Raw genomic sequence first — 22,590 nt, 5'->3', positions numbered from 1 at the left:
ATCGTGCGCGTGATGACAGACTGGGTATCCAACGGAGTTCTTGCTATCTGGTGATCTTGGTCGACACCGTTCTAGCAGGAACTCCGTTGCTTGTTTCAGCCGGCTGGACGGCCGCACCTGATCCTTAACTTCACGGCCTTGTGACTAGTCCGCCGCACCTCGGCAACCGAGGCCCGCAGTTCGGTGGTCAACGCTCGCAGCCGTTCGGCACGCTCCTCCGGTGTGCTCATCACATCGTCCCCGGGGCGTCCGGACCGCTGTAGCTCATCGACGGCACCTCGACCTTGGTGCCCGGCGCGCTGTCCGGCCGATCAGCAGCGATCATCTCGAAGATCGACACCGCCGCCTGGATCGTCAGTTTCCGGGCGGGTTGAGCCGGCCGAGCGGGTGCATCGTGTCGGCGAAGCCGACGGTCGCTGTCGGTGCCATCTCAGTCCGGCCTCTGGCCGGATCGGGTGCCACCCTCCGGGCCCCTGGGTGCAATCTTGTCCAGCTCCGCCGCGCTGGTGACGTCGGTACTGGCGTACTCGTCCGCAGTCTCCCGCAGACCCTGGATCGTCGCCCCCAACTTGGTCAACATCGTGGTCAGCGTGTCCCGCTCCGACGCCACCATGCCCTCAACCAGATTCTGGAACTGGAACATCGCCCCATCAGACCCTCTGTCTGGCTACCCGCCCCGTCCAGGTACTCCCGCATCTCACCGGCGTACCCATGGTTACGCTCCAACAGCCCCGCATACCCACGCAGCGCGTCCGGGCGAACCATGAACTGCTCCTCCGCCACCTACTCCTCCCCCTCTGAACGAAAGACTCCTCATCATCACCGCAGCATGGACCGGCTGCCGCTGGGGCGAACTCACCGGGCTCCAACGCGACCGCGTCGACCTCCGCCGCCGCACGATCACCATCGACCCCGACACCGGCGCCCTCCACGAATCGCACCACCAACTCTGGTTAGGAACCAAGACGCCCGCCTCCGCACGCACGATCACCTTGCCGCGGTTCCTCGCCGGCCTTTCTACAGATGCACCTCGCCGCCACAAGCGGCGATTTCGCCTTCACCCACCCACTACGGCGTAGTGACTTCCTCCGCCGCGTGTTCCGACCGCAGTCGACGGCGACCCCCAGAAAGGAAGCGTGCCCGTCCGCCCCGGACTCACCTTCCACGGACCGCGACACAGCCACAAGACCTGGCTCATCCCCGAAATCGCCCAAGCCCGACGACTCGGCCACCACCTCGCTAACCGACTCGTCGAGACCTACAGCCACGTGGCGCCGGAGATCGAACACCGCCTCATCCAAGAGTCGGTAATGGCACGGAGAGAAGGAGGCAGCCTCCCTCCCGAACCCCTCCTCCTCGGCGCACCATCTCAATCAACCACGCCGAGCGCCGACGATCGCCGTGCACACAAAAATGCCCTCCGACCAGGCGAAACACCAGATCGAAGGGCTTCAAGAAAGGAGTGGAGCTGAGGGGGTTCGAACCCCTGACCCCCACACTGCCAGTGTGGTGCGCTACCAGCTGCGCTACAGCCCCTTGACGAGTACAAGTTACCCGATGCCGGTGGCGGGGTCGCAGCGGGGTCGTTCTTCCGTCTGGCGCGCTCGCGTGCTACACCGAACCTCGTGGTCACTGATGTCCAGGTCGTGCCCCTCGTCGAGCCGGATGCGGAAGGGATTGATCCGCAGCGGCGTCGTGAGCTGCAGCAACGCCGTTTGGGTCAGTTGGTTGAGCGGCTGCTCGCGGCCGGTGGGTTGCAGGCGGGGCGGCTGCGGGACGCGGGTGTGACGGGCGGCGCGGACGTGACCCTGGACGATCTTCACCGGCTACCTACGGTGACCAAGCGTGATCTGTGGGACCACTATCCGGATGGGCTTCGGGCCGTGCCGCTTGAAGACGTGGTCTGTGTGCACGGGTCGTCGGGGACCGGTGGGCGGCCGACGCTGGTGCCGTACACCGCCGCGGACGTTGACGTGTGGGCCCAGGTCATGGCGCGTGCGCTGGGTGGGGCCGGTGCCACGCGGCGCAGTCTGGTCCACAATGCCTACGGGTACGGGCTCTTCACCGGCGGCCTCGGGGTCCATCACGGCGCGATGCGGCTTGGCGCGACCGTGTTACCACTGTCGGGTGGCATGACCGAACGTCAGATACGGATGATCACCGACCTGAAGCCGGACATCCTGACCTGCACGCCGTCCTATGCGATCTTTCTCGGGGAGGCGTTCGGGGCACCGCCGGGGTGTCTGCGGGCGGGGCTGTTCGGCGCGGAGCCGTGGACCAACGAGATGCGTGCGCAGATCGAACGCCTGCTGGGGCTGCGCGCACTCGACATCTACGGCCTGTCCGAGATCATCGGCCCCGGTGTGGCCGCGGAGTCGCTGGACTCGGACGGCATGCTGAACGTGGCCGAGGACCACTTCTACGTCGAGGCGATCGACGCGAACGGACGACCGGTGCCGGACGGCACGCCGGGCGAGCTGGTGTTCACGACGCTGACCAAGACGGGCATGCCGCTGCTCCGCTACCGCACGGGCGACGTCGCGTCGCTGGCCGGACCGGTGCCGGGCGCACCGCGGACGCTGCGTCGCATGTCGAAGCTGCTTGGCCGCACCGACGACATGCTGGTGGTCCGCGGTGTGAACGTCTACCCGACCGAGATCGAGGCGGTCCTGCTCGCGGACGAGCGGGTGAGCCCCCACTACCTGGTCGTCGAGGATCGGCGGGCGCCGGCGCGCCCGGAGCTGATCGTGGCGGTGGAGCCGGTCTCGACCGAGGGGTCGCTGGCCGCCGACCTCGACACGGCGCTGCGGGAGCGGCTCGGCATCACCTGTGTGGTGCGCGTGCTGGCCCATGGCAGCGTGCCGAGGGTCGAGGTCGGCAAGGCGAAGCGGTTCGTGCGCTGGTCGGATGGCCCGGAGCCGGTGCCCGGTCTAGCTGGCTGACGCGAGGAGCTTCTGCAGCCAGTCGGACTTGGTCGTGTCGACGACCTTCTGGTCAGAGGCGATGGTCGGCGTGCCGAAGCCCTTCGTGCCGTTGGGGAACTCCTGCTGCAGGTAGGTCGCCTTCCCGACCTCGTCCCAGTTGGCCTGCACCTCGTCGTCGTACTTCCCGCTGGTCACGCAAGTCGTGAAGTCCCCGGACTTGACGCCGAGGTCGGTGCCGAGCTTCGCGAGTTGTTGGTCGTCCCAGCCTCGGCTGCCCTCTTCCGGCTGGTCCGCGAAGAGACTCTCGTGGTAGGCGGGGAACACGCCGGCGTCGGCGGCGCACAGGCCCGCGTTGGCCGAGTCCATGGAGTAGCCGGGCGGGTCCGACTTCTCGTTGAGCATCGGCAGCATGTGGTAGCGGACCTGGAGGGTGCCGTCCGCGATGTGCTCGGCGATGTCGCTGCCGTACGTCTGCTCGAACGCTCGGCAGGCCGGGCAGAGGAAGTCCTCGTACACGTCGAGCGTGACCTTCGCGGTCGACTCGCCGACGGCGACCACGCCGCCGTCGCGGGTGACGGTGAACTCGGCGTCGGCGGCCTGCTGGGAGGTGTTCGGCGCGATCGCCTGGATGTTCTGGCCTTCGGTGGCGTTCTTCTGGTTGTTGTAGATGATGACGCCACCGATCACGGCGATGAGCAGCACGACGACCACGCCGACACCGATGAAGACCTTCCTGCGGTCGCCGTCCCCCCGCCGTGCCGCGGCGACGGCCTTGCTGCCGCTGCCGGCCATCTGCGCCTGGCGCTTCCTGCGCGCGTTGCGCTCAGCTCCACCCACCGGTCATGTCCTTCCCTGCGTATCCACGGTCTCCACGTCGGGAGCCCGGGTGGTAAGCCAACCATCGAGCGACGCGAGCGAGCGCGGCCGGGCCAGCAGCCAGCCGGCGAGCAGCAGGAACCCGACATCCCGCGCGATCTCCTGGGGGTACTGCGTCTGACCAGCGGCAACCTGGCCGCCGCCACCGAAACAACCGCAGTCGATCGTCAGCCCACGTGCCCAGGACTGGGCAACGGCCCCGATGAAAGCCACGAGCACCACCGCGGACAGGACCGCAGTAATTCGAGTCCCGAGCCCGACAACGAGCAACACCCCGAGTGCGATCTCGAGAAAAGGCAATGCCCCTGCAACGACACTGACCACCCCGGAAGGCAGTAGGTCATAAGCCTGCACGGCGATGTAGGTCTGGTTGAGGTCGCTCGCTTTGATCGCCCCGGAAACCAGCCACACGGCAGCAAGACCCAACCTGGCAAGCAGGCCAATCAGATCAAGCACACGCCCGGACGGTCGCACCACCCCATTGACGCTACCGAAGCCGCCTTAGCGCAACCTGAGAGGCCGTCTCCGCAGGTAGATCGCCACAACAGCCCCGTAGACCAGATGGTCCGCGACCTGCGGAGGAACGGACAAACGACGCACCGCTGCCGTCCGCCGCCCGGGCACCCGAAGATCGACAGCAGCGATCACCCCACCGGCCACCACGCCCCAGAAAACAGTCCCCCGCCGCGGCAACACCCGCTCGAGCACAACCCCCCAACCAGCAGAAACCCCAAAATGCACAGGCAGGGAAGCCCCCAACAAAACAACCTGCCGACTCTCCGAGGGCAAAAGCATCTTCCCGGCAGCGAGCGCCGCCTCGAGCGGATCCCGCCCCCGCAAAAGCGACCAAAGAGTCGAAGGCAAGGCCCCCACAACCCCACCAACAAGGCCAGCCCGAACCCCAAGCCGCATAAGAGAAGTGTCCCTCCACGGCACGGAAGAGGCTGAACGGAATCCCCGGATCCAGCGGCAGACGAGTCCGAGACGCTCACACCGGCCGACCACGGAGTGCCCGCACCGCCCGCGAACCAAGGCTCGCGATGCCACGAACACCCGGCGAGAACTCTCCACAACCCTGGCCAGACCCGCTTCGCGGCCAGAGGCGCGCTGCCGAGACAGGGCCGATGCCCTGAACGGGGCGATAGGGACGGTCAACGACACGAACGCGTCTTTCAGGACCGGACCGGCGTCGGACGGCGAGACCCCTCCCACTCCGCCTGAGCCGGCACGCCGGCCAACACCCAACGGGCCCGCTCAACACCCGACGAGCCCCGAAGGCCGCCAGCAGGACCGGGCGCTGGTCAACACCAGCGAGCCCACGCTGGGTCAGGAGGAGCAGGCACCGCGGGGTCTGCGGGGGTCGCCCCCGCAAACAATGACGGCCGACCCGGCGAGGTCGCGTCAGCAACCAGGCAGGGCCAGCCGTCGGTCGTGGAGGTGCCGGGAATCGAACCCGGGTCCTCTGTCGCCTCGACAGGGCTTCTCCGTGCGCAGTTCACTGTGCCTCTACTCGGCCCCACCGGTCACGTGAACAAGCCGGTGTGACGGGCCCAGCCGCTGTGAGTGTCCCGTCGCAGGTCCGCGGCCAACCCGCGACGGTGAGCCTCCTAGCTGATGCCGGCAGACCGGGTCGGAGGCGACCCCGGGCCGACAGACATCGCTACTCGCTCAGGCGGCGAGTGCGACGTCGCGCTGGTTATTAACCTTGGCGCTTATTGGTTTGCGGCGACGCTTGAGGTGGCCATCCGCCTGCACCTGCACGCTTCCCCTGAATCAACGTCCAGAGTCGAAACCGTTCACCCCCTCGTGGATCTTCATGACCCACCCAGGATAACGCGTGCCGGCTCTCGGTTCATCCCGGTTACCCCGAGGGTAGGGAAAACCCCACCCCCAACTATGCGGGATACCCCATGGTCCCCCTCCTCCCCACGCGCCATCCTGGTTCTGTCACCCGGCGAAGGAGACCGACCATGACCACGACACACCGCGACGGCACCCGGCCCAACCCGCCGCTGCTCGGTTCCGTCGCCTATCTGCTGATGAACCTGCCGCTGGGCATCGCGTCGTTCGTGTTCGTGGTCGTGACCATGTCGCTCGGGGTGGGTACGGCGATCATCTGGGTCGGTGTGGCGGTGCTCGCGCTCGGGATCCTGGTCACCCGCGGGCTGGCGAGCCTGGAGCGGCTGCGGGTGCACGCGATGCTGGGCACGTACGTGGCCAGCCCGTACCGCCCGCTGCCGGAGAAGGGGCGCTGGCTGGCGCGGGTCAAGGACCCGGCCACGTGGAAGGAACTGGCCTACCTGCTGCTGATGCTGCCGCTGGGCATCGCGGAGTTCACGATCGTCGTCGTGTTCTGGTCGGTGAGCCTGTACCTGACGCTGCTGCCGCTGTACTGGGCCTGGATCCCGTCCGACTGGCAGCTGGTGCTGTGGGACCACAGGGTGGTGGAGATCGACTCGTGGACGGCGACCCTGCCGTTCGCCGGCCTTGGCGTCCTCGTTCTGGCGATGGCGATCATCATCACGAACGCGCTTGGCACCCTGCACGCGGTGTACGCCCGGGCGATGCTCGGCCCGAGCCCGCGCCGCATCTCGAAGTTGGAAGGCCTGTCGACGGCGGGCGCCATCGACTGGAGCAACGAGTGGCCGCAGAACACGACCTCGATGAGCTACGGATCGGTGCGGGGATGACCAGTCCAGAGGCAGAGCGGCCATTGCATTTGGTCCGCCACGACGCGCAAGTGGATCCTGACTGGGTGGCCCCGCTCCCCAATGTCCAGCCTCCAGCCGAGCCGTCACCCGAGGCGACCGCGTCGGCGACGACCGCTCCGCTTCAGTTCCCGCTTCCCGCGAGCCAGCCGACTCTCGACCTGGGCGAGGTGAACGCGCAGAGTCCCGTCGAGCAACAAGTCGCCGAGGAACCGGCTGCCAGCACCCCGTCGCTGGTCAGCCGCGGTTTCCGGGCCGCCGGGTTCATGATCGCCGGCTTCCCGCTCAACCTGGTCGCGTTCGTCCTGGTCGTGGTGTTGTTCTCGGTCGGGGTCAGCACGCTGGTGGTCTGGCTGGGCCTGGTCGTGCTGCTGGTCGCGACGAAGGTGGTCTTCGGCTTCGCGGCCACCAACCGGGCGTTGCTCCGCGGCGCGCTGGGCGTGGACATCCCCACCCCGCGGATCTCCTACGACGAGTCCGGCTCGTTCTGGCACCGCTACCTACGCCGGCTGACGCACCCGCAGATGTGGCGCAACCTCGCCTACCTGCTGATCGCGTTCCCTCTCCACGCCTTCGAGTTCCCGCTGGCGATCGCCGGCGTGATCATCCTGCCGGTCGGCCTGTTCGTGTTACCCGTGATCGCCGCCCTGCACATCATGCTGGCGCGTGCCCTCCTGGGCCCGAACACGACCGAGCAGCTGACGCAGAAGGCCGAGCGCCTGCAGGCGTCCCGGGCCCGGGGTGTGGACGCGGCGGAGGCCGAGCGGCGGCGCATCGAGCGGGATCTGCACGACGGTGCGCAGCAGCGGCTGGTCGCGGTCGCGATGGGCCTTGGCCGCGCGAAGTCGAAGATGGCGGCCGACCCGGAGGCGGCGAAGGCGCTGATCGACGAGGCACACGCGGACGCGAAGCTCGCCGTCTCGGAGCTACGCGACCTCGCCCGTGGCATCTACCCCGCGGTGCTCGGCGACCGGGGTCTCGACGCGGCGCTGTCGTCGCTGGCCGCGAAGTGCCCGATCCCGGTCGAGGTGAACGTGCGGATCGACCCGCGCCCACCCGCGGCGGTGGAGTCGACGGCGTACTTCATCGTGGGCGAGTGCCTCACGAACATCGCCAAGCACGCCGGCGCGTCGGAGGCCAGGGTCAACGCCTGGCGCGAGGAGCGTCCGACCGGTGACCTGGTGATCGTGGAGATCACCGACGACGGCCAGGGCGGCGCCTCCATGCGTCCGGGTGGCGGGCTGTCCGGGCTGGCGGACCGGGCTGCCACGATTGACGGTGTGATGACCGTGGTGAGCCCCATCGGCGGGCCGACAGTGATCAGGGCGGACCTGCCATGCGTGTGGTGATCGCCGAGGACTCGGTGCTGTTGCGGGCAGGCATCCAGCGGCTGCTGGCCGACGAGAACATCGAGACGGTGGCGGCCGCCGAAGACGGCGACGGTCTGCTCGTCGCCGTGAGCGAGCACCGCCCGGACCTGGCGATCGTGGACGTCCGCATGCCGCCGTCGTTCACCGACGAGGGCCTGCGCGCCGCGCTGAAGGCACGTGAGCACCAACCGGGTCTGCCGGTGCTGGTGCTGTCGCAGTACGTGGAGGAGCGCTACGCGGTGGAGCTCCTGTCCGGCGGCGCCGGCGGCGTGGGCTACCTGTTGAAGGAACGGGTGGCGGACGTCGCCGAGTTCGTGGACGCGGTGCATCGGGTCGCCGGCGGCGGCACGTGCATCGACCAGGAGGTGATCGCACAGCTCATGGCACGAGGCCGACGCAACCCGATAGACGTGCTGACCTCTCGCGAGCGCGAGGTGCTTGGCCTGATGGCGCAGGGCCTGACCAACGTGGCCATCGCCAAGTCGCTGACCGTCTCGGACGGCGCGGTCGAGAAGCACGTTGGCAACATCTTCTCCAAGCTGGGCCTGGAACCGAGCGCGGAAGAGCACCGCAGGGTCCGGGCGGTGCTGACCTTCCTGGAACGCGGATAAAACTTTCCAATCCGGCAAGTTTGCAAAGTCGGCAAGATCCGCTACCGTTGGCGTCATGGCGTCGGACGGCCTCCGTGAGCGCAAGAAACGCGAAACCCGCCTCGCGTTGAGTCATGCCACGATTCGGCTCTCGATCGAGCGCGGGTGGGGCAACGTGTCGGTCGAGGACATCGCCGCCGCGGCCAATGTTTCCGAGCGCACCTTCCGCAACTACTTCACCAGCAAGGCGGAAGCCGTCGTCGCCACGCACGTCGAGCGGGGCCACCGGACCGCGGAGGCTTTCCGGCAACGCCCAGCCGGCGAACCCCTCTGGGACGCGATCGTCAACGCGATCGTCGCGCAGTTCGAACCCGAGATGCAGCGTCGCGACGATCGTTACTCGGCTGGACTGCAGAAGCTTCTCACCGAGCCCGCGATCCAGCACGAGATCTTCCGCGCCCACGCCCTCGCACAGGACGAGTTGGCCGCCGCCATCGCGGACCGCTCGGGCACGGATGTGCGGGACACCTACCCACAGGTCGTCGCCGCGGTGGTCAGTGCCGGACTCGGTTCGACGATGGGGCGGTGGACACGTGATCCGACCCAGTCGCTGCCGGCGATGCTCCGCGAGACCTTCGAACTGATCCGCGCCGGGTTGCCCGAGCCGCGCTGATCCCAGTCACAGCAACAAGCCCGCGTCGACGACGGGCTGTTTCGGCATGCCAGAAAACGGAGGAACCCCATGGATGTGGTCATTGTCGGCGCCGGCCCCAACGGGCTGATGCTCGCGTGCGAGCTCGCGCTCGGCGGCGTCCGGCCGGTCGTGCTCGACCGTCTCACCGGACCGAGCACCGAACCCAGGTCGAACGGGCTCGTCGGGCAGGTGGTCCGGATGGTCGACCGGCGCGGGCTGTACGAACGGCTCAGCGGCCAACCCGGCCCGCCTCGCCCCAACAACGCCTACTTCATGTTCGCCGCGATGCCGCTGAACCTCGGCCTCCTGGACGACAGTCCGGTCTACAACCTCGCGGTGCCGGAGCTGAAAACCGTGCAGATACTGGAAGAACGCGCTGTGGAACTCGGCGTCGAGATCCGGCGCGGCCACGAGTTCCTCGGCCTCACACAGGACGAGGACGGCGTCACACTGACGGTCAGGGGCCCGGAAACCTACGACCTTCGCGCCCGTTACGTCGTCGGCGCGGACAGCGCGCACAGTCCGGTCCGCAAGGCCGCGGGCATCGGCTTCCCTGGCGTCACCCACGACCGGACCACCAGCCGCACCGCGCATGCCACCGTGCCAACGGAATGGCTCGACCCGGCGACCGGCGCGCTGAACGTGCCCGGGCACGGCACCGTCCTACCGTTCCTGCCCGTCCGCACCGCGCACGGCGGCTTCACCTACGCGCCACTCCCCGGTCGCCCACCGATCATCGCGACCAACGAGTGGGACCAACCCGAGACCGACGAACCGATGACCCTCGACGAGATGCGCGCCAGCATCAACCGGGTGCTCGGCGCCGACGTCCCGATCGCCACGCCGCCCGGCGACGGCCCGCACATGCTGCGCAGGCTCAACGGCGGCAACACTCGGGTCGCCGAGCGGTACCGGGACGGCCGGGTGTTCCTGGTCGGCGACGCCGCGCACGTCTTCGGCGCCGGCGGCACCGGGCTGAACCTCGGCATGCAGGACGCGATGAACCTGGGCTGGAAGCTCGCGGCCGCGATCATCTCCGGCGTCGACGTGCTCGACACGTACGAGGCCGAACGTCGCCCGATCGCCGACCGGACCATCGTCTTCTCCCAGGCCCAGCACGCACTGCTCGCGCCGGGCGACGACGTCACCGGCCTGCGCCAACTGTTCGGCGAGTTGCTCACGCAGCCGGGGGTCGCGCGGACCGTGGCCGGTCTCGTCGCCGGCGCGGACGTCCGTTACCCGGTCAGCGACGACGCCCACGCGCTGGCCGGCTGGCCCGCGCCCGACCTGGATCTCCACACCGCGAGCGGCACGGTCCGCCTCGCCGAGCTGGTCAGAACCGCGAAGCCTCTGCTGATCGACCTCACACCGGCGGGCGACCTGGCCGTCGACGGGGTCGAGGTCGTCCATGCCAAGGCGGACACCGACATCACCGCGCTCCTGATCCGCCCGGACTCCTACGTGGCGTGGGCGTCGACCGATACGCGTCCGGACACGCACACGCTTCGCGCCACCGCTCGCGACTGGTTCGGGGCATGAAAGAAGGGCCCTCGCCGAGGCGAGGGCCCTTCTCCAACCGTCAGGCGGCCACGGTCGCGGTCGCCGCGACCGGTGCGAGCGCCACGTCCAGCACCTCACGGACATCGGTCGCCAGGTGCACGGTCAGCTCCTCCAGCACCGACGCCGGCACGTCGTCGAGGTCCGGCTCGTTCCGCTTCGGCAGCACGATCGTCGTGATCCCGGCCCGGTGCGCGGCGAGCAGCTTCTGCTTCACGCCACCGATCGGCAGCACCCGCCCGGTCAGCGACACCTCACCGGTCATCGCGACGTCCGACCGCACCGGGCGGCCCGACAGCAGCGACGCGAGCGCGGTCGTCATGGTGACGCCTGCCGACGGCCCGTCCTTCGGCACGGCACCCGCCGGGACGTGGATGTGCACGCCCTGCTCGGCCAGCGAGGAGACCGGCACACCGTACGAGGAACCGTGCGACCGCAGGTAGGACAGCGCGATCTGCGCCGACTCCTTCATGACGTCGCCCAGCTGCCCGGTCAGCGTGACCCCGGTGGCGCCGGAGTCCTTCGACGCGATCGACGCCTCGACGAACAGCACGTCCCCACCGGCGCCGGTCACGGCGAGCCCGGTCGCCACGCCTGGCACAGCCGTCCGTTCCGCCGACTCCGGCGTGAACTTCGGCTGGCCGAGGTAGGTCCGCAGGTCGCCGACGTCCACGGTCAGCGGCAGCGACACCGAGCCGAGCGAGAGCGACGCGGTGATCTTGCGGAGGACCCGCGCGATCGACCGCTCCAACTGCCGGACACCGGCCTCCCGCGTGTACTCGCCGGCCATCAGCCGCAGCGCGTCGTCGGTCAGCTTCACCTCGTCGGTGCCGAGACCGGCGCGTTCCAGCTGCCGGGGCAGCAGGTGGTCGCGGGCGATCGTGACCTTCTCGTCCTCGGTGTAGCCGTCGAGCGTGACCAGCTCCATGCGGTCGAGCAGCGGCGCCGGGATGGCCTCGACGACGTTGGCGGTCGCCAGGAACACCACGTCCGACAGGTCGAGCTCGACCTCCAGGTAGTGGTCGCGGAACGTGTGGTTCTGTGCCGGGTCGAGCACCTCGAGCAGCGCGGCGGTCGGGTCGCCTCGGTAGTCCGAGCCGACCTTGTCGATCTCGTCGAGCAGCACGACCGGGTTCATCGAACCGGCCTCGCTGATCGCCCGGACGATCCGTCCGGGCAAAGCGCCGACGTAGGTGCGCCGGTGACCGCGGATCTCGGCCTCGTCGCGGATGCCACCGAGGGCGACACGGACGAACTTGCGGCCCATGGCCCGCGCGACCGACTCACCCAGCGACGTCTTGCCGACGCCGGGAGGGCCGCCGAGCGCGAGCACGGCGCCGCTGCGCCGGCCGCCGACGATCCCGAGCCCACGCTCCTCACGCCGCTTGCGCACGGCCAGGTACTCGATGATTCGTTCCTTGACGTCGTCGAGCCCGGCGTGGTCGGCGTCGAGGATCTCCCGTGCGCCCTTGATGTCGTAGGCGTCGTCGGTCCGTGTGTTCCACGGCATCTCGAGGACGGTGTCCAGCCAGGTGCGGATCCAGCCGACCTCGGGCGACTGGTCCGAGGTCCGCTCGAGCTTGTCGACCTCCGCGAGTGCGGCCTCCCGGACCTTCTCCGGCAGGTCAGCGGCCTCGACACGGGCGCGGTAGTCCTGCTCCTCGGTGCCGGGTTTGCCGTCGAGCTCGGCGAGTTCCTTGCGGATGGCGGCGAGCTGCTGGCGCAGCAGGAACTCCCGCTGCTGCTTCTCCATGCCCTCCTGGACGTCCTTGCGGATGGTCTCCGCGACGTCCAGCTCGGCCAGGTGCTCGCGGGTCCAGTCGAGCAGCTTCTGCAGGCGCTCGGTCGCGTCGACCGTCTCGAGCAGCCACAGCTTCTTGTCGTTCTCGAAGTACGACGCGTAGCCGGCCATGTCGGCGAGCGCGGACGGGTCGTCCTCGGACTGCACCGAGTCGACGACCTGCCACGCGCCACGCTCCTGGAGCATGGTGATGACCAGCGACTTGTACTCCTTGGCCAGCTCACGCGTGCGTCCGGTCACCGGCGACGCGTCGGCCACCTCGACCTCGACCCACAGCGCGGCACCCGGGCCCGTGGTGCCGGCGCCGATGCGGACACGATCGGTCCCGCGGACCACCGCGGCCATCTCGCCGCCCGGCATGCGGCCGACCTGCTCGACGACGCCGAGCACACCGACCCGCGCGTACTTCCCGTCCAGGCGCGGCACCATCACCACGCGTGGCTTCTCCCCCTCGGCCACCGCGCGTGCGGCCTCCACCGCGGCGCGGACCTCGGTCCCGTCGGTGCCGGCCATGCGGATCGGCACGACCATCCCCGGCAGGAGCACCGTGTCGTCCAGCGGCAGCACCGGGAGCGTCAGCGACTCTGCCATGAGTTCACCCTCCAAAGTTGAGTCTGACCTACTCAACTCATGGGATGCCCTGGTTGTTTCCTACTGGCGTTCGCTCAGAGCGAGCAGGCGCCTCGGGGTGTCCCACAGCACGGCGCGCAGGAAGGGCTCGCCCAGCCGTTCATCGGCGTTTGCCCAGCTCACGATGGCTCTGAGCTGCGTGGCGTAGTCGTACGGGATGCTCGGGAAGTCGGTGCCGAGCGCCACCCGGTCGGCGATTCCGGCGAGCCGCGCGGCCCAGTCGGCCGGCAACAGCCCGTCGGCCCCGTTGAACGGGACCCCGACCATCGTGGTGTCGAGATACACGCCCGCGTATCGCTCGACCAGCTCGAGCGCGAGCGTGAACTCCGGCATGCCGGCGTGCGCGAGCACCACGACCAGTCCCGGATGCCGGCGCAGCACGTGCTCGAAAACGTCGAGTCCGGTGAACCTGCCGGCGATCGGTCCGTGTCCGCAGTGAACGACGACCGGCACACCGGTCTCGGCGAGCAGGCCCCACACCGGGTCGAGCAGCGGGTCCCTCGGGTCGTAGCCACCGACCTGGACGTGGGACTTCACACAGCGTGCGCCCCGGTCGAGGGCCTTCGCGAGGTAGTCGCCGGCGCCGGGCTCCGGGAAGAACGTCGCGGTCGCCACTGCCTCCGGAGCGGCAGCCGCGAAGTCGTGCACCCAGTCGTTGAGCCACGCCGCCATGTCCGGCTTGTGTGGGTAGACGAGCGGCGCGAAGTGGCGAACGCCCAGGTCACGAAGGATGCCGAGGCGTTCCTCGGCGGGCAGCCGGTAGTGGATGGGCCACTCGGTGCCGTACTCGACGGTGGCGCGGTCGAAGAACGCCCACACCTTCCGTTGCATGGCGTCGGGCAGGAAGTGCAGGTGGAGGTCGGCAAGACCCGGAAGTCCCAGCGCTGTGGTGAACGCTGGGACTTCCGCATCGGATCCTGGTATCAATAGCGGCCTTTCAACGCCCGCCCGTGTGCGCGCGATATCTCCCGCTGCGCGTCTCGCTTGGCGAGCGTCTGGCGCTTGTCGTACTCCTTCTTGCCCTTGGCCAACGCGAGCTCGACCTTGACCTTGCCGTCCTTGAAGTACATGGACAGCGGCACCAGCGACAGGCCACCCTCGCGTGTCTTGCCGATGAGGCGCTCGATCTCGCTTCGGTGCAGCAGGAGCTTGCGGGTGCGGCGTGGCGTGTGGTTGGTCCACGTGCCGAGCACGTACTCCGGGATGTGCAGGTTCCGCAGCCACACCTCGCCGTCGTCGACCGTGGCGAACGCGTCCACGAGCGACGCCCGGCCGAGGCGCAGCGACTTCACCTCGGTGCCCATGAGGGCGATCCCGGCCTCGTACGTGTCCAGGATCGCGTAGTCGTGCCGCGCCTTGCGGTTCTGCACGATTACCTTCTGGCCACGTTCCTTCGACATGCTGACAACTCTACGTGTCGACGCACCTGGTTAAGTGCGCACGTACAGGCGCAGTGTCAGGTAGCCGGTGACCGCGGAGATGCCGACCGCCGTGAGCAGCAGCCATGGTGCCGTCACCAGGATGTCGATGCCTTCGATCGGTCTGATCACGCCCGATTGGAACAGGCCGCCGAGTAGTCGGTCGAAGAACCACATCTTGACCAACACCAGCAGGCCGACCCCGAGGACGGCACCGATTATGCCGGCGACCACCGCCTCCAGGAGGAACGGCAGCTGGGTATACCAGCGGGTCGCGCCCACCAGGCGCATGATGCCGACTTCTGTCCGCCTCGTGAACGCGGAGACCTGCACGGTGTTGGAGATCAGCAGAAGCGCGGCGATCGCCTGGATGAGCGCGATCACGAACGTGAGATCTCGAACGCCGTTGAACATCTGGAACAGGCTGTCCAGATATTTCCGCTGGTCGGTGACGGCGTCGACACCGACCCGACCGGAGAACGTCTGGATGATCACGTCCGACCGGTCCGGCTCGTACAGCTTCACGCTGAACGACGCCGGCAACGCGTCGGGCCGCGCGAGCTTCACGAGCTCCGGCTGCGCGGCGAAGATCTCCTTGAACCGCTTGTAGGCAGCGTCACGGTTCTCGTAGGTGACCGACTCGACGGCCGGGTCGTTCTCGAGGTCCGTGCGGAGTTTGCTGCAGGGGTCGGTCTGGCAGTTCTTGTCGTTCGCGCTGATGTCGTTGGTCAGGAAGACGTCGACCTGGACTCTGTCCTCGTATACGACCTGGGTCTTGTCGATCATCCGCACGACCAGGAGACCGACTCCGAGCAGGAAGAGCGAGATACTCGTGGTGAGGATCATCGCGACGGTCATCGTCACGTTCCTGCGGAGGCCGGTCATGACCTCGCTGAAAACGAAGCTGGCACGCATCGGGGAAAGGCGTCCTTGTGGGTCGGGAGGGCGGGGTTGTCCGGGGTCTTTCTAACGGCCTACGCCGTAAACCCCGCGTGAGTCGTCGCGCACGACCTGGCCGAGGGACAGCTCGACGACCCGTCGCCGCATGGAGTCGACGATCGAGTGGTCGTGGGTCGCCATCAGCACGGTCGTGCCGGTGCGGTTGATCCGCTCCAGCAGCAGCATGATGTCCTGGCTGGTGTCGGGGTCGAGGTTTCCGGTCGGCTCGTCGGCGAGGAGCATAAGCGGCCGGTTCACGAACGCCCGAGCGATCGCGACCCGCTGCTGCTCACCACCCGACAACTCGTGCGGCATCCGGGCCGCCTTGCCCTCGAGCCCGACGAGTTCCAGCACCTCGGGCACCACCTTGCGAATGGTGTTGCGCGGCTTGCCGATGACCTCGAGCGCGAAGGCGACGTTCTCCGCGACGGTCTTGTTGGTCAGCAGCCGGAAGTCCTGGAACACGCAGCCGATGGACTGGCGCAGTCGGGGGACCCTGCGCCGGGCCATGCGGACGACGTCGAAGTTCGCCACGTAGACGCGCCCTTTGGTGGGCACCTCTTCACGCAGCAACAGGCGGAGGAAAGTCGACTTACCCGACCCGGACGCGCCGATGAGGAAGACGAACTCACCCTTGTCAATCTCGACGGAGACGTCCTCCAACGCAGGTCGCGTGGAGGTCTTGTACACCTTCGAAACGTGCTCGAGCCGGATCACGAGCCGGGAGTCTACCTCCGGTCGTTATCGACCTGTTGCCTTGGGAGCCTCAAGCCGTGACCAGCGAGATCAACGGTCACACCCAGGTGATGCCCGAAAACCCACAGCCACACCCCAGCACGCGGGGACGGCCTCCGGCCCCCGATTCCAGTGTAGCGACGCCCACCGACGATTCCGTCGCCTGAAGCCCCAAACGGGAACGGATTCACCCGCCCAACCCGAGCGAAAGTCCCATTCGTGCGCCAGGGGCCCCCCGATTTCCACACTACCGGGGACCACCGACACTCCCGGCCCGCCGAACGGCAACTGGCGACAGGTTCACCCACCGAACCCGAGCGAAAGTCCCATTGGTGCCCCGGGGGGCCCCCGATTTCAACGCTACCGGCAGCCACCGACACTCCGGGCCGCCCGAACGGCAACCGGGAACCGGTTCACCCGGCCGATACCGGCCTCAGTTCGTTCGAACCAGATCCGGTGCGTGCCGTCCGCCTCGACCACGATGCCGCCGGTGCCGGTGGTCGCCGCCAGCTCGCCCGTTCCGCTGCCGGGGACGATCGTGAAGAACTCCCTCGAGCGGTCCTCGAACGTGGTCGTCGCGGCGTGTGCGAAGGTGAAGGCATCGCTCTGCCCGTGGAGCGCGCCATCGAACGACTCCATCGCGGCATGGGTGCCCGTGCCGGTGGACTGGTCGAAACGCCCGGAGCCTACGACGGGCCTATGTGGCGGCCTGGGTGCGCCGCCACCGGATGCCGGCCTCCAGGAACCCGTCGATCTCGCCGTCCAGCACGCTCGACGGGTTGCCGACCTCGTACTCGGTCCGCAGGTCCTTCACCATCTGGTACGGGTGCAGCACGTAGGACCGCATCTGGTTGCCCCACGACGAGCCGCCGTCGCCCTTGAGCGCGTCCATCTCCGCGCGCTCCTCCTGCCGCTTGCGCTCGAGCAGCTTCGCCTGGAGCACCCGCATCGCCGCGGCCTTGTTCTGGATCTGCGACTTCTCGTTCTGGCAGGACACCACGATCCCGGAAGGGATGTGGGTGATGCGTACGGCCGAGTCCGTCGTGTTCACGCTCTGCCCGCCGGGCCCCGACGACCGGAACACGTCGATCCGGATGTCCTTCTCCGGGATGTCCACGTGGTCGACGGCCTCGACGAACGGCAGCACCTCGACACCGGCGAACGACGTCTGGCGCCGCCCCTGGTTGTCGAACGGCGAGATGCGGACGAGCCGGTGCGTGCCCTGCTCGACCGACAGCGTCCCGTACGCGTACGGTGCGCTGACCTTGAACGTCGCCGACTTGATGCCCGCTTCTTCCGCGTAGGACGTGTCGTACACCTCGGTCGAGTAACCGTGGCGCTCCGACCAGCGGATGTACATCCGCAGCAGCATCTCCGCCCAGTCCGCGGCGTCGACCCCGCCGGCCTCGGACCGGATGGTCACGATGGCGTCGCGCTCGTCGTATTCGCCGGACAGCAGCGTGCGCACCTCGATGGAGGCGATGTCCGCACGCAGGCGGTCACGCTCCGTGTCCGCCTCGGCGCGTGCGTCAGCGGCGCCTTCCTCCTCGGCCAGCTCGTACAGCACGCCGAGGTCGTCGAGGCGCTGTCGCAGCTCCTCGACCCTCCGCAGCTCGCTTTGCTTGTGCGAGAGCTGACTCGTGACCTTCTGCGCCGACTCCGGGTCGTCCCAGAGGTCCGGACGGGCTGCCTGCTGCTCCAGATCAGCGATCTGAGCGCGCAGGCCATCCAGGTCCGTCACCGCCTCGACGCTCGCGAGAGTGTCGGACAGGTCCTTGAGGTCAGCTGCGACGTCCGGGTTCACGTATTGAAATCTACCGTGAACCCGTACGCCGCCTGTCTCAGGCGAGGAGTTTCAGGAGGTCGGGATGGAGTCGAGCAGCTTGAGCACTGCCCGGGCCCGTGCCACACCGAACTCCGCGATCGCCTTCGAGTACGCCCCGTCCGCCGTCTTCACCGCGGTCTTCGCCGACTCGTGCTCCTCGGAGTAGACCTTCTTGGCCGACTCGATGAGCGCCGAGCGCTGCTTTGCCGTCAGCGAGTCCGCGTGGACGAGACGGAGGATCAACGGGCTGCGAAGGTGGTCGGGCCCGGGCTCACTGCCGAGCCACGCCTTGAACGCCTTCTTGCCCGCAGCCGTCACCAGGTACTGCTGGCTCGACCGAGGCCCCTGCTTGCCGAGCCGGACCAGACCGGCGTCGGCGAGTGCCGGGAGCTCACGGTAAACCTGGCTCCGGGTGACGCTGAAGAACGACCCAAATCGATCACGGGCAGCCGAGACCAATTGCCCACCAGTAGCCGGACCTTCGTGCAGCAGCCCCAACAGGGCAGCCGCAGTTGCATTCAGTTCAGACACCTTACCACCGTGCCACGAATGGGCTGTGGTGTCCACAGTGGCCGCGCATCTGTCCACAGTGGCTGATGGACCCGTTTGGCGTGCGGTTGAGCCGTGTTCTAGTCGCAGAGTATGCGCCGAGGGCCCGATCCCACTGGGACCCAAGGGAATGCTTCACGGCGCGAAACACCGCGCCACGCAGGGCTTCTACCAGCGGAAACAGCAATCGGAGCGTCGTCGAGGAAACACACTCGACACACTTGGCGCCGCGAGAGCCCGTGCGCGACAGCGCGATCCCTTCGCACATTTTGGACTTCGGCGACCGTTCCAACGCACCGGATCAGCAGGAAAAGCAGCGCTACTCCATCCGGGTAAAAGATGAACGACAGAGCCGGTAAAGCTTCCATCCGAGACGGATCCCAGCCACCACAGCGGACCGGCCACACGGCGAGTCCTGTGTGGACCGCGCGGGGTGGACAGTCCGGACGAGCCATTCGCCTGCACGTGCAGGCGGCGTGTGCAACGACCCGAGGAACCCAAGCGGCAGAACGCAAGCGCCTCCAAACAGCCTAAACCCGGGTGTCCACGCCGGACTGAACCGGAAAATCGCGAGTACCAAATTCCGCGTATGTCGGTACTTTCGGAGACCCCGGTCACAACAGCACGCCAAAACCGCGATCCCCAGGATCGCGTCCATCCAGGTGAGACAGACGTGACGCAGTCAGCCCCGCCTGAGCGCGAGTGGTTCAGACCTCCGAGCCCCCGCGCCACGCGTCCACCCGCCCCTGGAGGCGGCGTGAGGGCCCGCCAGACCTCCGCCGCACCTCCAGTCCAGCCTCGCCGACCAACCCGGCCAGGAGGGGTGTTTGCGCAGGTCAGAGCCCATATGACCCCCCGGTGTAAACCCCCCTGAAACCCCGCGTATAGTTATAAACACAACGACGCGGGGTGGAGCAGCTCGGTAGCTCGCTGGGCTCATAACCCAGAGGTCGCAGGTTCGAATCCTGTCCCCGCTACAGAGTGGGAGGGCCCTGTCTGCAGAGTACGCAGACAGGGCCCTTTCGCGTCTCTGCGGGGGTCCAACCCCCGCGCCCCGGCCGGAGGGCTCCGCCCCCGGACCCCCGGTCCTGTGTCTCCCCCTATCTCCTCGGCGCCGCGTCCTCCGCCTTTCTTGTCGTCGGTGGGCTCTCCGTCCTTCTTCGGCACCGTGCCTCCGCCGCCAGCCTTCGGCGGCGTGCTTCTCCGCCTCCCTTGTCGGTGGCTGCCCCGCTGGCAGCGTTTCCGCGTCCCGCCGCCGCTTCCATCGGCAGCCTGCCTCGCCTTCAGCGCTCCACGGTGCTGCCACCTCCCCTTGTCGATGACTGCCCCGCTGGCAGCGTTTCCGCGGCTCGCCGCCGCTTCCATCGGCGGCCTGCCTCACAGGAGCCTTTCTGCGGTTCGCGGCAGCCTCCTCTTGTCGATGACTGCCTCACTGGCAGCGTTTCGGCGGCTCGTCACCGCTTCTATCCGCGGCCTGCCTCACAGGAAGCCTTCCGCGGTTCTCTGCCACCTCCCTTGTCGATGGCTGCCCCACTGGCCGCCTTTCTGCGGCTCGCCGCCGCTTCCATCGGCGGCCCCGCCTCACTGCCAGCGTTCCGCAGTTCGCTGCCGCTCCCCCTTGTCGGCGACGCCTCACTGGCCGCCTTTCTGCACCCGCCGCCGCTTCTATCAACGGCCTAACTCACAGGATGCCTTTCCGCAGTTCGCTGCCACCTCCCTTGTCGATGGCTGCCCCACTGGCAGCGTTTCGGCGGCTCGCCGCCGCTTCCATCGGCCTACCTCACAGGAAGCCTTCCGCGGTTCGCTGCCCACCTTCTTGTCGATGCCAGCCCCGCTGGCCGCCTTTTCTGCGGTTCATCCCCGCTTCCATCGGCAGCCTGCTCACTGTCAGCGTTCCGCGGTTCGCTGTCGCTCCCCCTTGTCGGCGACGCCTCACTGGCCGCCTTTCTTCGCCCGTCGCCGCTTCCATCGGCGGCCTACCTCACAGGAGGCCTTCCGCGGTTCGCTGCCGCCTCTCTTGTGGGCGATCCGCCTCGCTGCCTCCCCTTTTGTCGGCGCTCTGACAGCCTTTCGGCGTCGTCTCCTCTCTTGTCTGGACTCTGCCTCTCTGCTCGGCGGGCCCATCTCCGCCTCCGCTATCGGCAATGCATCTCTCCAGTTCCCCTATGGCAGCTCCACCTGCGACCCCTCATGAGTTCCGCGTCTCCCCCGCCTCTACCAACAGCAGCGCACCTCCCCGTCCTCTTATCGGCGCTCTTCCTCTCCGCCGCCTTTTGGGCGGCGCGCCTTCCCGCCTCCACATCCGCCGCGCCCCCTTCCCATCTCTCTAATCGGGCAGCCTGCACCTTCGCCTCCCTCATGAGCTGCGCGTCTCTCACACCTCCCATATCGGTGGCCCGCCTCGCGGCCTCCTCTTATCGGCTCCTCTCCGCCTTCGCTGTCGGCGCCGCACCTCCCTGCCCCTGTCGACCTTCTTCCTCTCCACCTCTTTTGGGTGGCGCGCCTCCCCTATCGGCGGCCTGCCCGACTGCCTTCCCGGTCGGCACCTTTCTCTCCGCGACCTTTTGCGTGGCGTCTCCCCGCCGCTCACGTCGCCGCGTGGCCCTCCGAGTTCGTCTCAGGGGGCTTGGCTTGGTTGGGCGTCTTCAGACGCTCATGGAGGCTCTGCGGGCGTCTCTTCGCCTTCGTTCGGTTGTCTGCGTGCTGAGGTGGCCCTGGGCTTGGCTCCGCTTCCCTCATTCGCTTCGGCGCGCACCTGCTTCCCTGTTCGTTTCCTGTCCGTCTACTTCTCGCGCCGAGCAGCTCGCTTGCCTGAGCCATTCACATTCCCAATTTTCCGCTTCGATCAGCCGTTGGCCTCGCAGCCGACTCACGGGCCGCCGCCCTCTCAACGTCATCCGCCTTTCAGTGCCGCCTATCAATCCATCCCCGGCTGACGCATCCGAGCCGTCGGCTCCCCACTCATCCCCGCTCTCACTTGCTCCGCCCCGCGCGCCCCTTCGCCTCTCGGGTCATCTCCTCGCTCGCTCGTCTCGCCGCCGGCTTCTCAGGCCAGCTGACTGATTTGCCCGCTCCTCACCGTGGCCTGTCCACTCCCTGACTCATCCTCGTTCCCAGTTATCCGCGTCTTCTGTCCGCGTCTCGACTCATTCGTCTCCGGGCCACCTGTGCGTCTACTCTCGGAACGTCCTCCATCCGACAGCCGCCCTCCATCTGCACTTCTCGACCGCGTCGACAGCTCGACGACCAGGCAAATCGTCGTTCGGTGGGTTGCTCCGCAGGGCTGTGATGTTTGGGTGCGCTTCGTCACATGTTGATCTGTTGTGGACTGTCGGCTAATTGAAATGAAAGCGGTAAGAGGGCTTGCAAACGCCGGAAATCAAACGTGGAGCCTGCTCACGTTGCCGGAGTCGCGTTCGGACAGTCGGAACACCGGTCGTCCACGGTCGTTTCGGGCTTGGCGTAGTTATTTGCTAGTGTGCCGTCACAAACCAACGGGTGTGCACGTATGTCGTGTGCAACGGCATCCTAGGGAGAGCAGCCAGATGGCACAGAAGGTATTGGTCCAGCTCGTCGACGACCTGGACGGCACCAGCTCACAGGACGTTTCCACTGTCCTGTTCGGTCTGGACGGCGTCAGCTACGAGATCGACCTCTCGGACGACAACGCTGAGCGGCTGCGGGAGAGCCTCCAGGAGTTCGTCGATTCGGCGCGGCGTACCGGCGGTCGGATCAAGCGCGGCGTCCGTCCGGCCCAGTCCGGTAAGTCGGCAAACGCCGGGGAGGCCGGGCAGATCCGGGAGTGGGCGCTGGACAACGGGTACGAGCTTGCTGGCCGTGGCCGTATTCCTTCGCACGTCGTCGAGGCGTACAAGGAGGCCCAGGCCCAGCCGAAGGTAGCTGTCAAGGCGGCCCCGAAGCGGCGGACTCGCGCGAAGAAGAGCTGAACGGCTGGCGGGCGCGGACGCTGGGAG

Annotated in this window: 17 protein-coding genes, 2 tRNA genes, 1 other RNA gene and 1 pseudogene; 8 read left to right on the top strand and 13 right to left on the bottom strand. The window is 67.8% G+C overall.

From position 1 onward, the window contains the following. Positions 1-430 precede the first annotated feature (430 nt). Complete coding sequence (locus tag VF106_RS08445) at positions 431-643, bottom strand: hypothetical protein (protein ID WP_330839031.1); 213 nt, start codon at positions 641-643, stop codon at positions 431-433. An 820-nt stretch (positions 644-1,463) separates the two neighbouring features. Next, positions 1,464-1,536: transfer RNA gene (locus VF106_RS08440), tRNA-Ala, on the bottom strand. An 89-nt stretch (positions 1,537-1,625) separates the two neighbouring features. On the opposite strand from VF106_RS08440, the gene VF106_RS08435 reads away from it, so the two are divergent. Then, positions 1,626-2,942, top strand: coding sequence for a phenylacetate--CoA ligase family protein (locus VF106_RS08435; RefSeq protein WP_330839030.1), 1,317 nt, complete (start codon positions 1,626-1,628; stop codon positions 2,940-2,942). Here the strand turns inward: VF106_RS08435 and VF106_RS08430 are convergent. The 3 genes from VF106_RS08430 to ssrA form a co-directional block, all read right to left on the bottom strand. Next, entirely contained in the window at positions 2,931-3,761 is an 831-nt protein-coding gene (locus VF106_RS08430) for a DsbA family protein (protein ID WP_330839029.1), read from the bottom strand. The two genes, VF106_RS08435 and VF106_RS08430, sit on opposite strands and share 12 nt — an antisense overlap. Positions 3,762-3,764: 3 nt before the next feature. Continuing rightward, positions 3,765-4,277: a MauE/DoxX family redox-associated membrane protein gene (locus tag VF106_RS08425; RefSeq protein WP_330839028.1), complete on the bottom strand. Its 513-nt coding sequence runs from the start codon at positions 4,275-4,277 to the stop codon at positions 3,765-3,767. Positions 4,278-5,229: 952 nt separating this feature from the next. Next, positions 5,230-5,604, bottom strand: a transfer-messenger RNA (tmRNA) gene (ssrA, locus tag VF106_RS08420). Between the two features lie 166 nt (positions 5,605-5,770). On the opposite strand from ssrA, the gene VF106_RS08415 reads away from it, so the two are divergent. The 5 genes from VF106_RS08415 (at position 5,771) to VF106_RS08395 (ending at position 10,701) form a co-directional block, all read left to right on the top strand. Further along, positions 5,771-6,490 (top strand): sensor domain-containing protein, encoded by a 720-nt coding sequence (locus tag VF106_RS08415; RefSeq protein WP_330839027.1) that lies wholly within the window; start codon positions 5,771-5,773, stop codon positions 6,488-6,490. A 284-nt stretch (positions 6,491-6,774) separates the two neighbouring features. After that, positions 6,775-7,857 (top strand): sensor histidine kinase, encoded by a 1,083-nt coding sequence (locus tag VF106_RS08410; RefSeq protein ID WP_330839034.1) that lies wholly within the window; start codon positions 6,775-6,777, stop codon positions 7,855-7,857. Beyond that, complete coding sequence (locus VF106_RS08405; RefSeq protein WP_330839026.1) at positions 7,845-8,489, top strand: response regulator transcription factor; 645 nt, start codon at positions 7,845-7,847, stop codon at positions 8,487-8,489. Before VF106_RS08410 ends, VF106_RS08405 begins: the two co-directional genes overlap by 13 nt. Before the next feature lie 55 nt (positions 8,490-8,544). Continuing rightward, entirely contained in the window at positions 8,545-9,141 is a 597-nt protein-coding gene (locus VF106_RS08400; protein ID WP_330839025.1) for an acyl-CoA-like ligand-binding transcription factor, read from the top strand. A 69-nt stretch (positions 9,142-9,210) separates the two neighbouring features. Further along, positions 9,211-10,701 (top strand): FAD-dependent monooxygenase, encoded by a 1,491-nt coding sequence (locus VF106_RS08395; protein ID WP_330839024.1) that lies wholly within the window; start codon positions 9,211-9,213, stop codon positions 10,699-10,701. Between the two features lie 40 nt (positions 10,702-10,741). On the opposite strand, the gene lon is transcribed toward VF106_RS08395, so the two are convergent. The 8 genes and pseudogenes from lon to VF106_RS08355 form a co-directional block, all read right to left on the bottom strand. Next, positions 10,742-13,111, bottom strand: coding sequence for an endopeptidase La (gene lon, locus VF106_RS08390; RefSeq protein WP_330839023.1), 2,370 nt, complete (start codon positions 13,109-13,111; stop codon positions 10,742-10,744). A 60-nt stretch (positions 13,112-13,171) separates the two neighbouring features. After that, positions 13,172-14,077 carry an amidohydrolase family protein gene (locus tag VF106_RS08385; protein ID WP_330839022.1) on the bottom strand — a complete coding sequence of 302 codons (906 nt, stop codon included), beginning with the start codon at positions 14,075-14,077 and terminating at the stop codon, positions 13,172-13,174. Continuing rightward, a complete protein-coding gene (gene smpB / locus VF106_RS08380; RefSeq protein ID WP_330839021.1) occupies positions 14,074-14,550 on the bottom strand; it encodes an SsrA-binding protein SmpB in 477 nt (158 codons plus the stop codon). The genes VF106_RS08385 and smpB overlap by 4 nt, the downstream gene beginning before the upstream one ends. A gap of 30 nt (positions 14,551-14,580) precedes the next feature. Then, on the bottom strand, positions 14,581-15,483 hold the full coding sequence (gene ftsX / locus VF106_RS08375; protein WP_330839020.1) for a permease-like cell division protein FtsX: 903 nt from the start codon (positions 15,481-15,483) through the stop codon (positions 14,581-14,583). Between the two features lie 51 nt (positions 15,484-15,534). Continuing rightward, positions 15,535-16,224 carry a cell division ATP-binding protein FtsE gene (gene ftsE / locus VF106_RS08370; RefSeq protein ID WP_330839019.1) on the bottom strand — a complete coding sequence of 230 codons (690 nt, stop codon included), beginning with the start codon at positions 16,222-16,224 and terminating at the stop codon, positions 15,535-15,537. A 378-nt stretch (positions 16,225-16,602) separates the two neighbouring features. Continuing rightward, a pseudogene (locus tag VF106_RS08365) lies at positions 16,603-16,902 on the bottom strand (DUF3224 domain-containing protein); the annotation flags it as partial. A 37-nt stretch (positions 16,903-16,939) separates the two neighbouring features. Further along, a complete protein-coding gene (gene prfB, locus VF106_RS08360; RefSeq protein ID WP_330839018.1) occupies positions 16,940-18,046 on the bottom strand; it encodes a peptide chain release factor 2 in 1,107 nt (368 codons plus the stop codon). 51 nt (positions 18,047-18,097) lie between these two features. Continuing rightward, positions 18,098-18,598 carry a PadR family transcriptional regulator gene (locus VF106_RS08355; protein ID WP_330839017.1) on the bottom strand — a complete coding sequence of 167 codons (501 nt, stop codon included), beginning with the start codon at positions 18,596-18,598 and terminating at the stop codon, positions 18,098-18,100. Positions 18,599-19,519: 921 nt separating this feature from the next. Here VF106_RS08355 and VF106_RS08350 point away from each other — a divergent pair. Both VF106_RS08350 and VF106_RS08345 read left to right on the top strand, forming a co-directional pair. Further along, positions 19,520-19,593, top strand: a tRNA-Met gene (locus VF106_RS08350). A gap of 2,568 nt (positions 19,594-22,161) precedes the next feature. Further along, entirely contained in the window at positions 22,162-22,563 is a 402-nt protein-coding gene (locus tag VF106_RS08345; RefSeq protein ID WP_330839016.1) for a histone-like nucleoid-structuring protein Lsr2, read from the top strand. The last annotated feature ends 27 nt before the right edge of the window (positions 22,564-22,590 follow it).

It is taken from the genome of Actinophytocola sp. (assembly GCF_036378875.1).
Taxonomy (GTDB): domain Bacteria; phylum Actinomycetota; class Actinomycetes; order Mycobacteriales; family Pseudonocardiaceae; genus Actinophytocola.
This window is presented reverse-complemented; position numbering and strand designations above follow the sequence as displayed.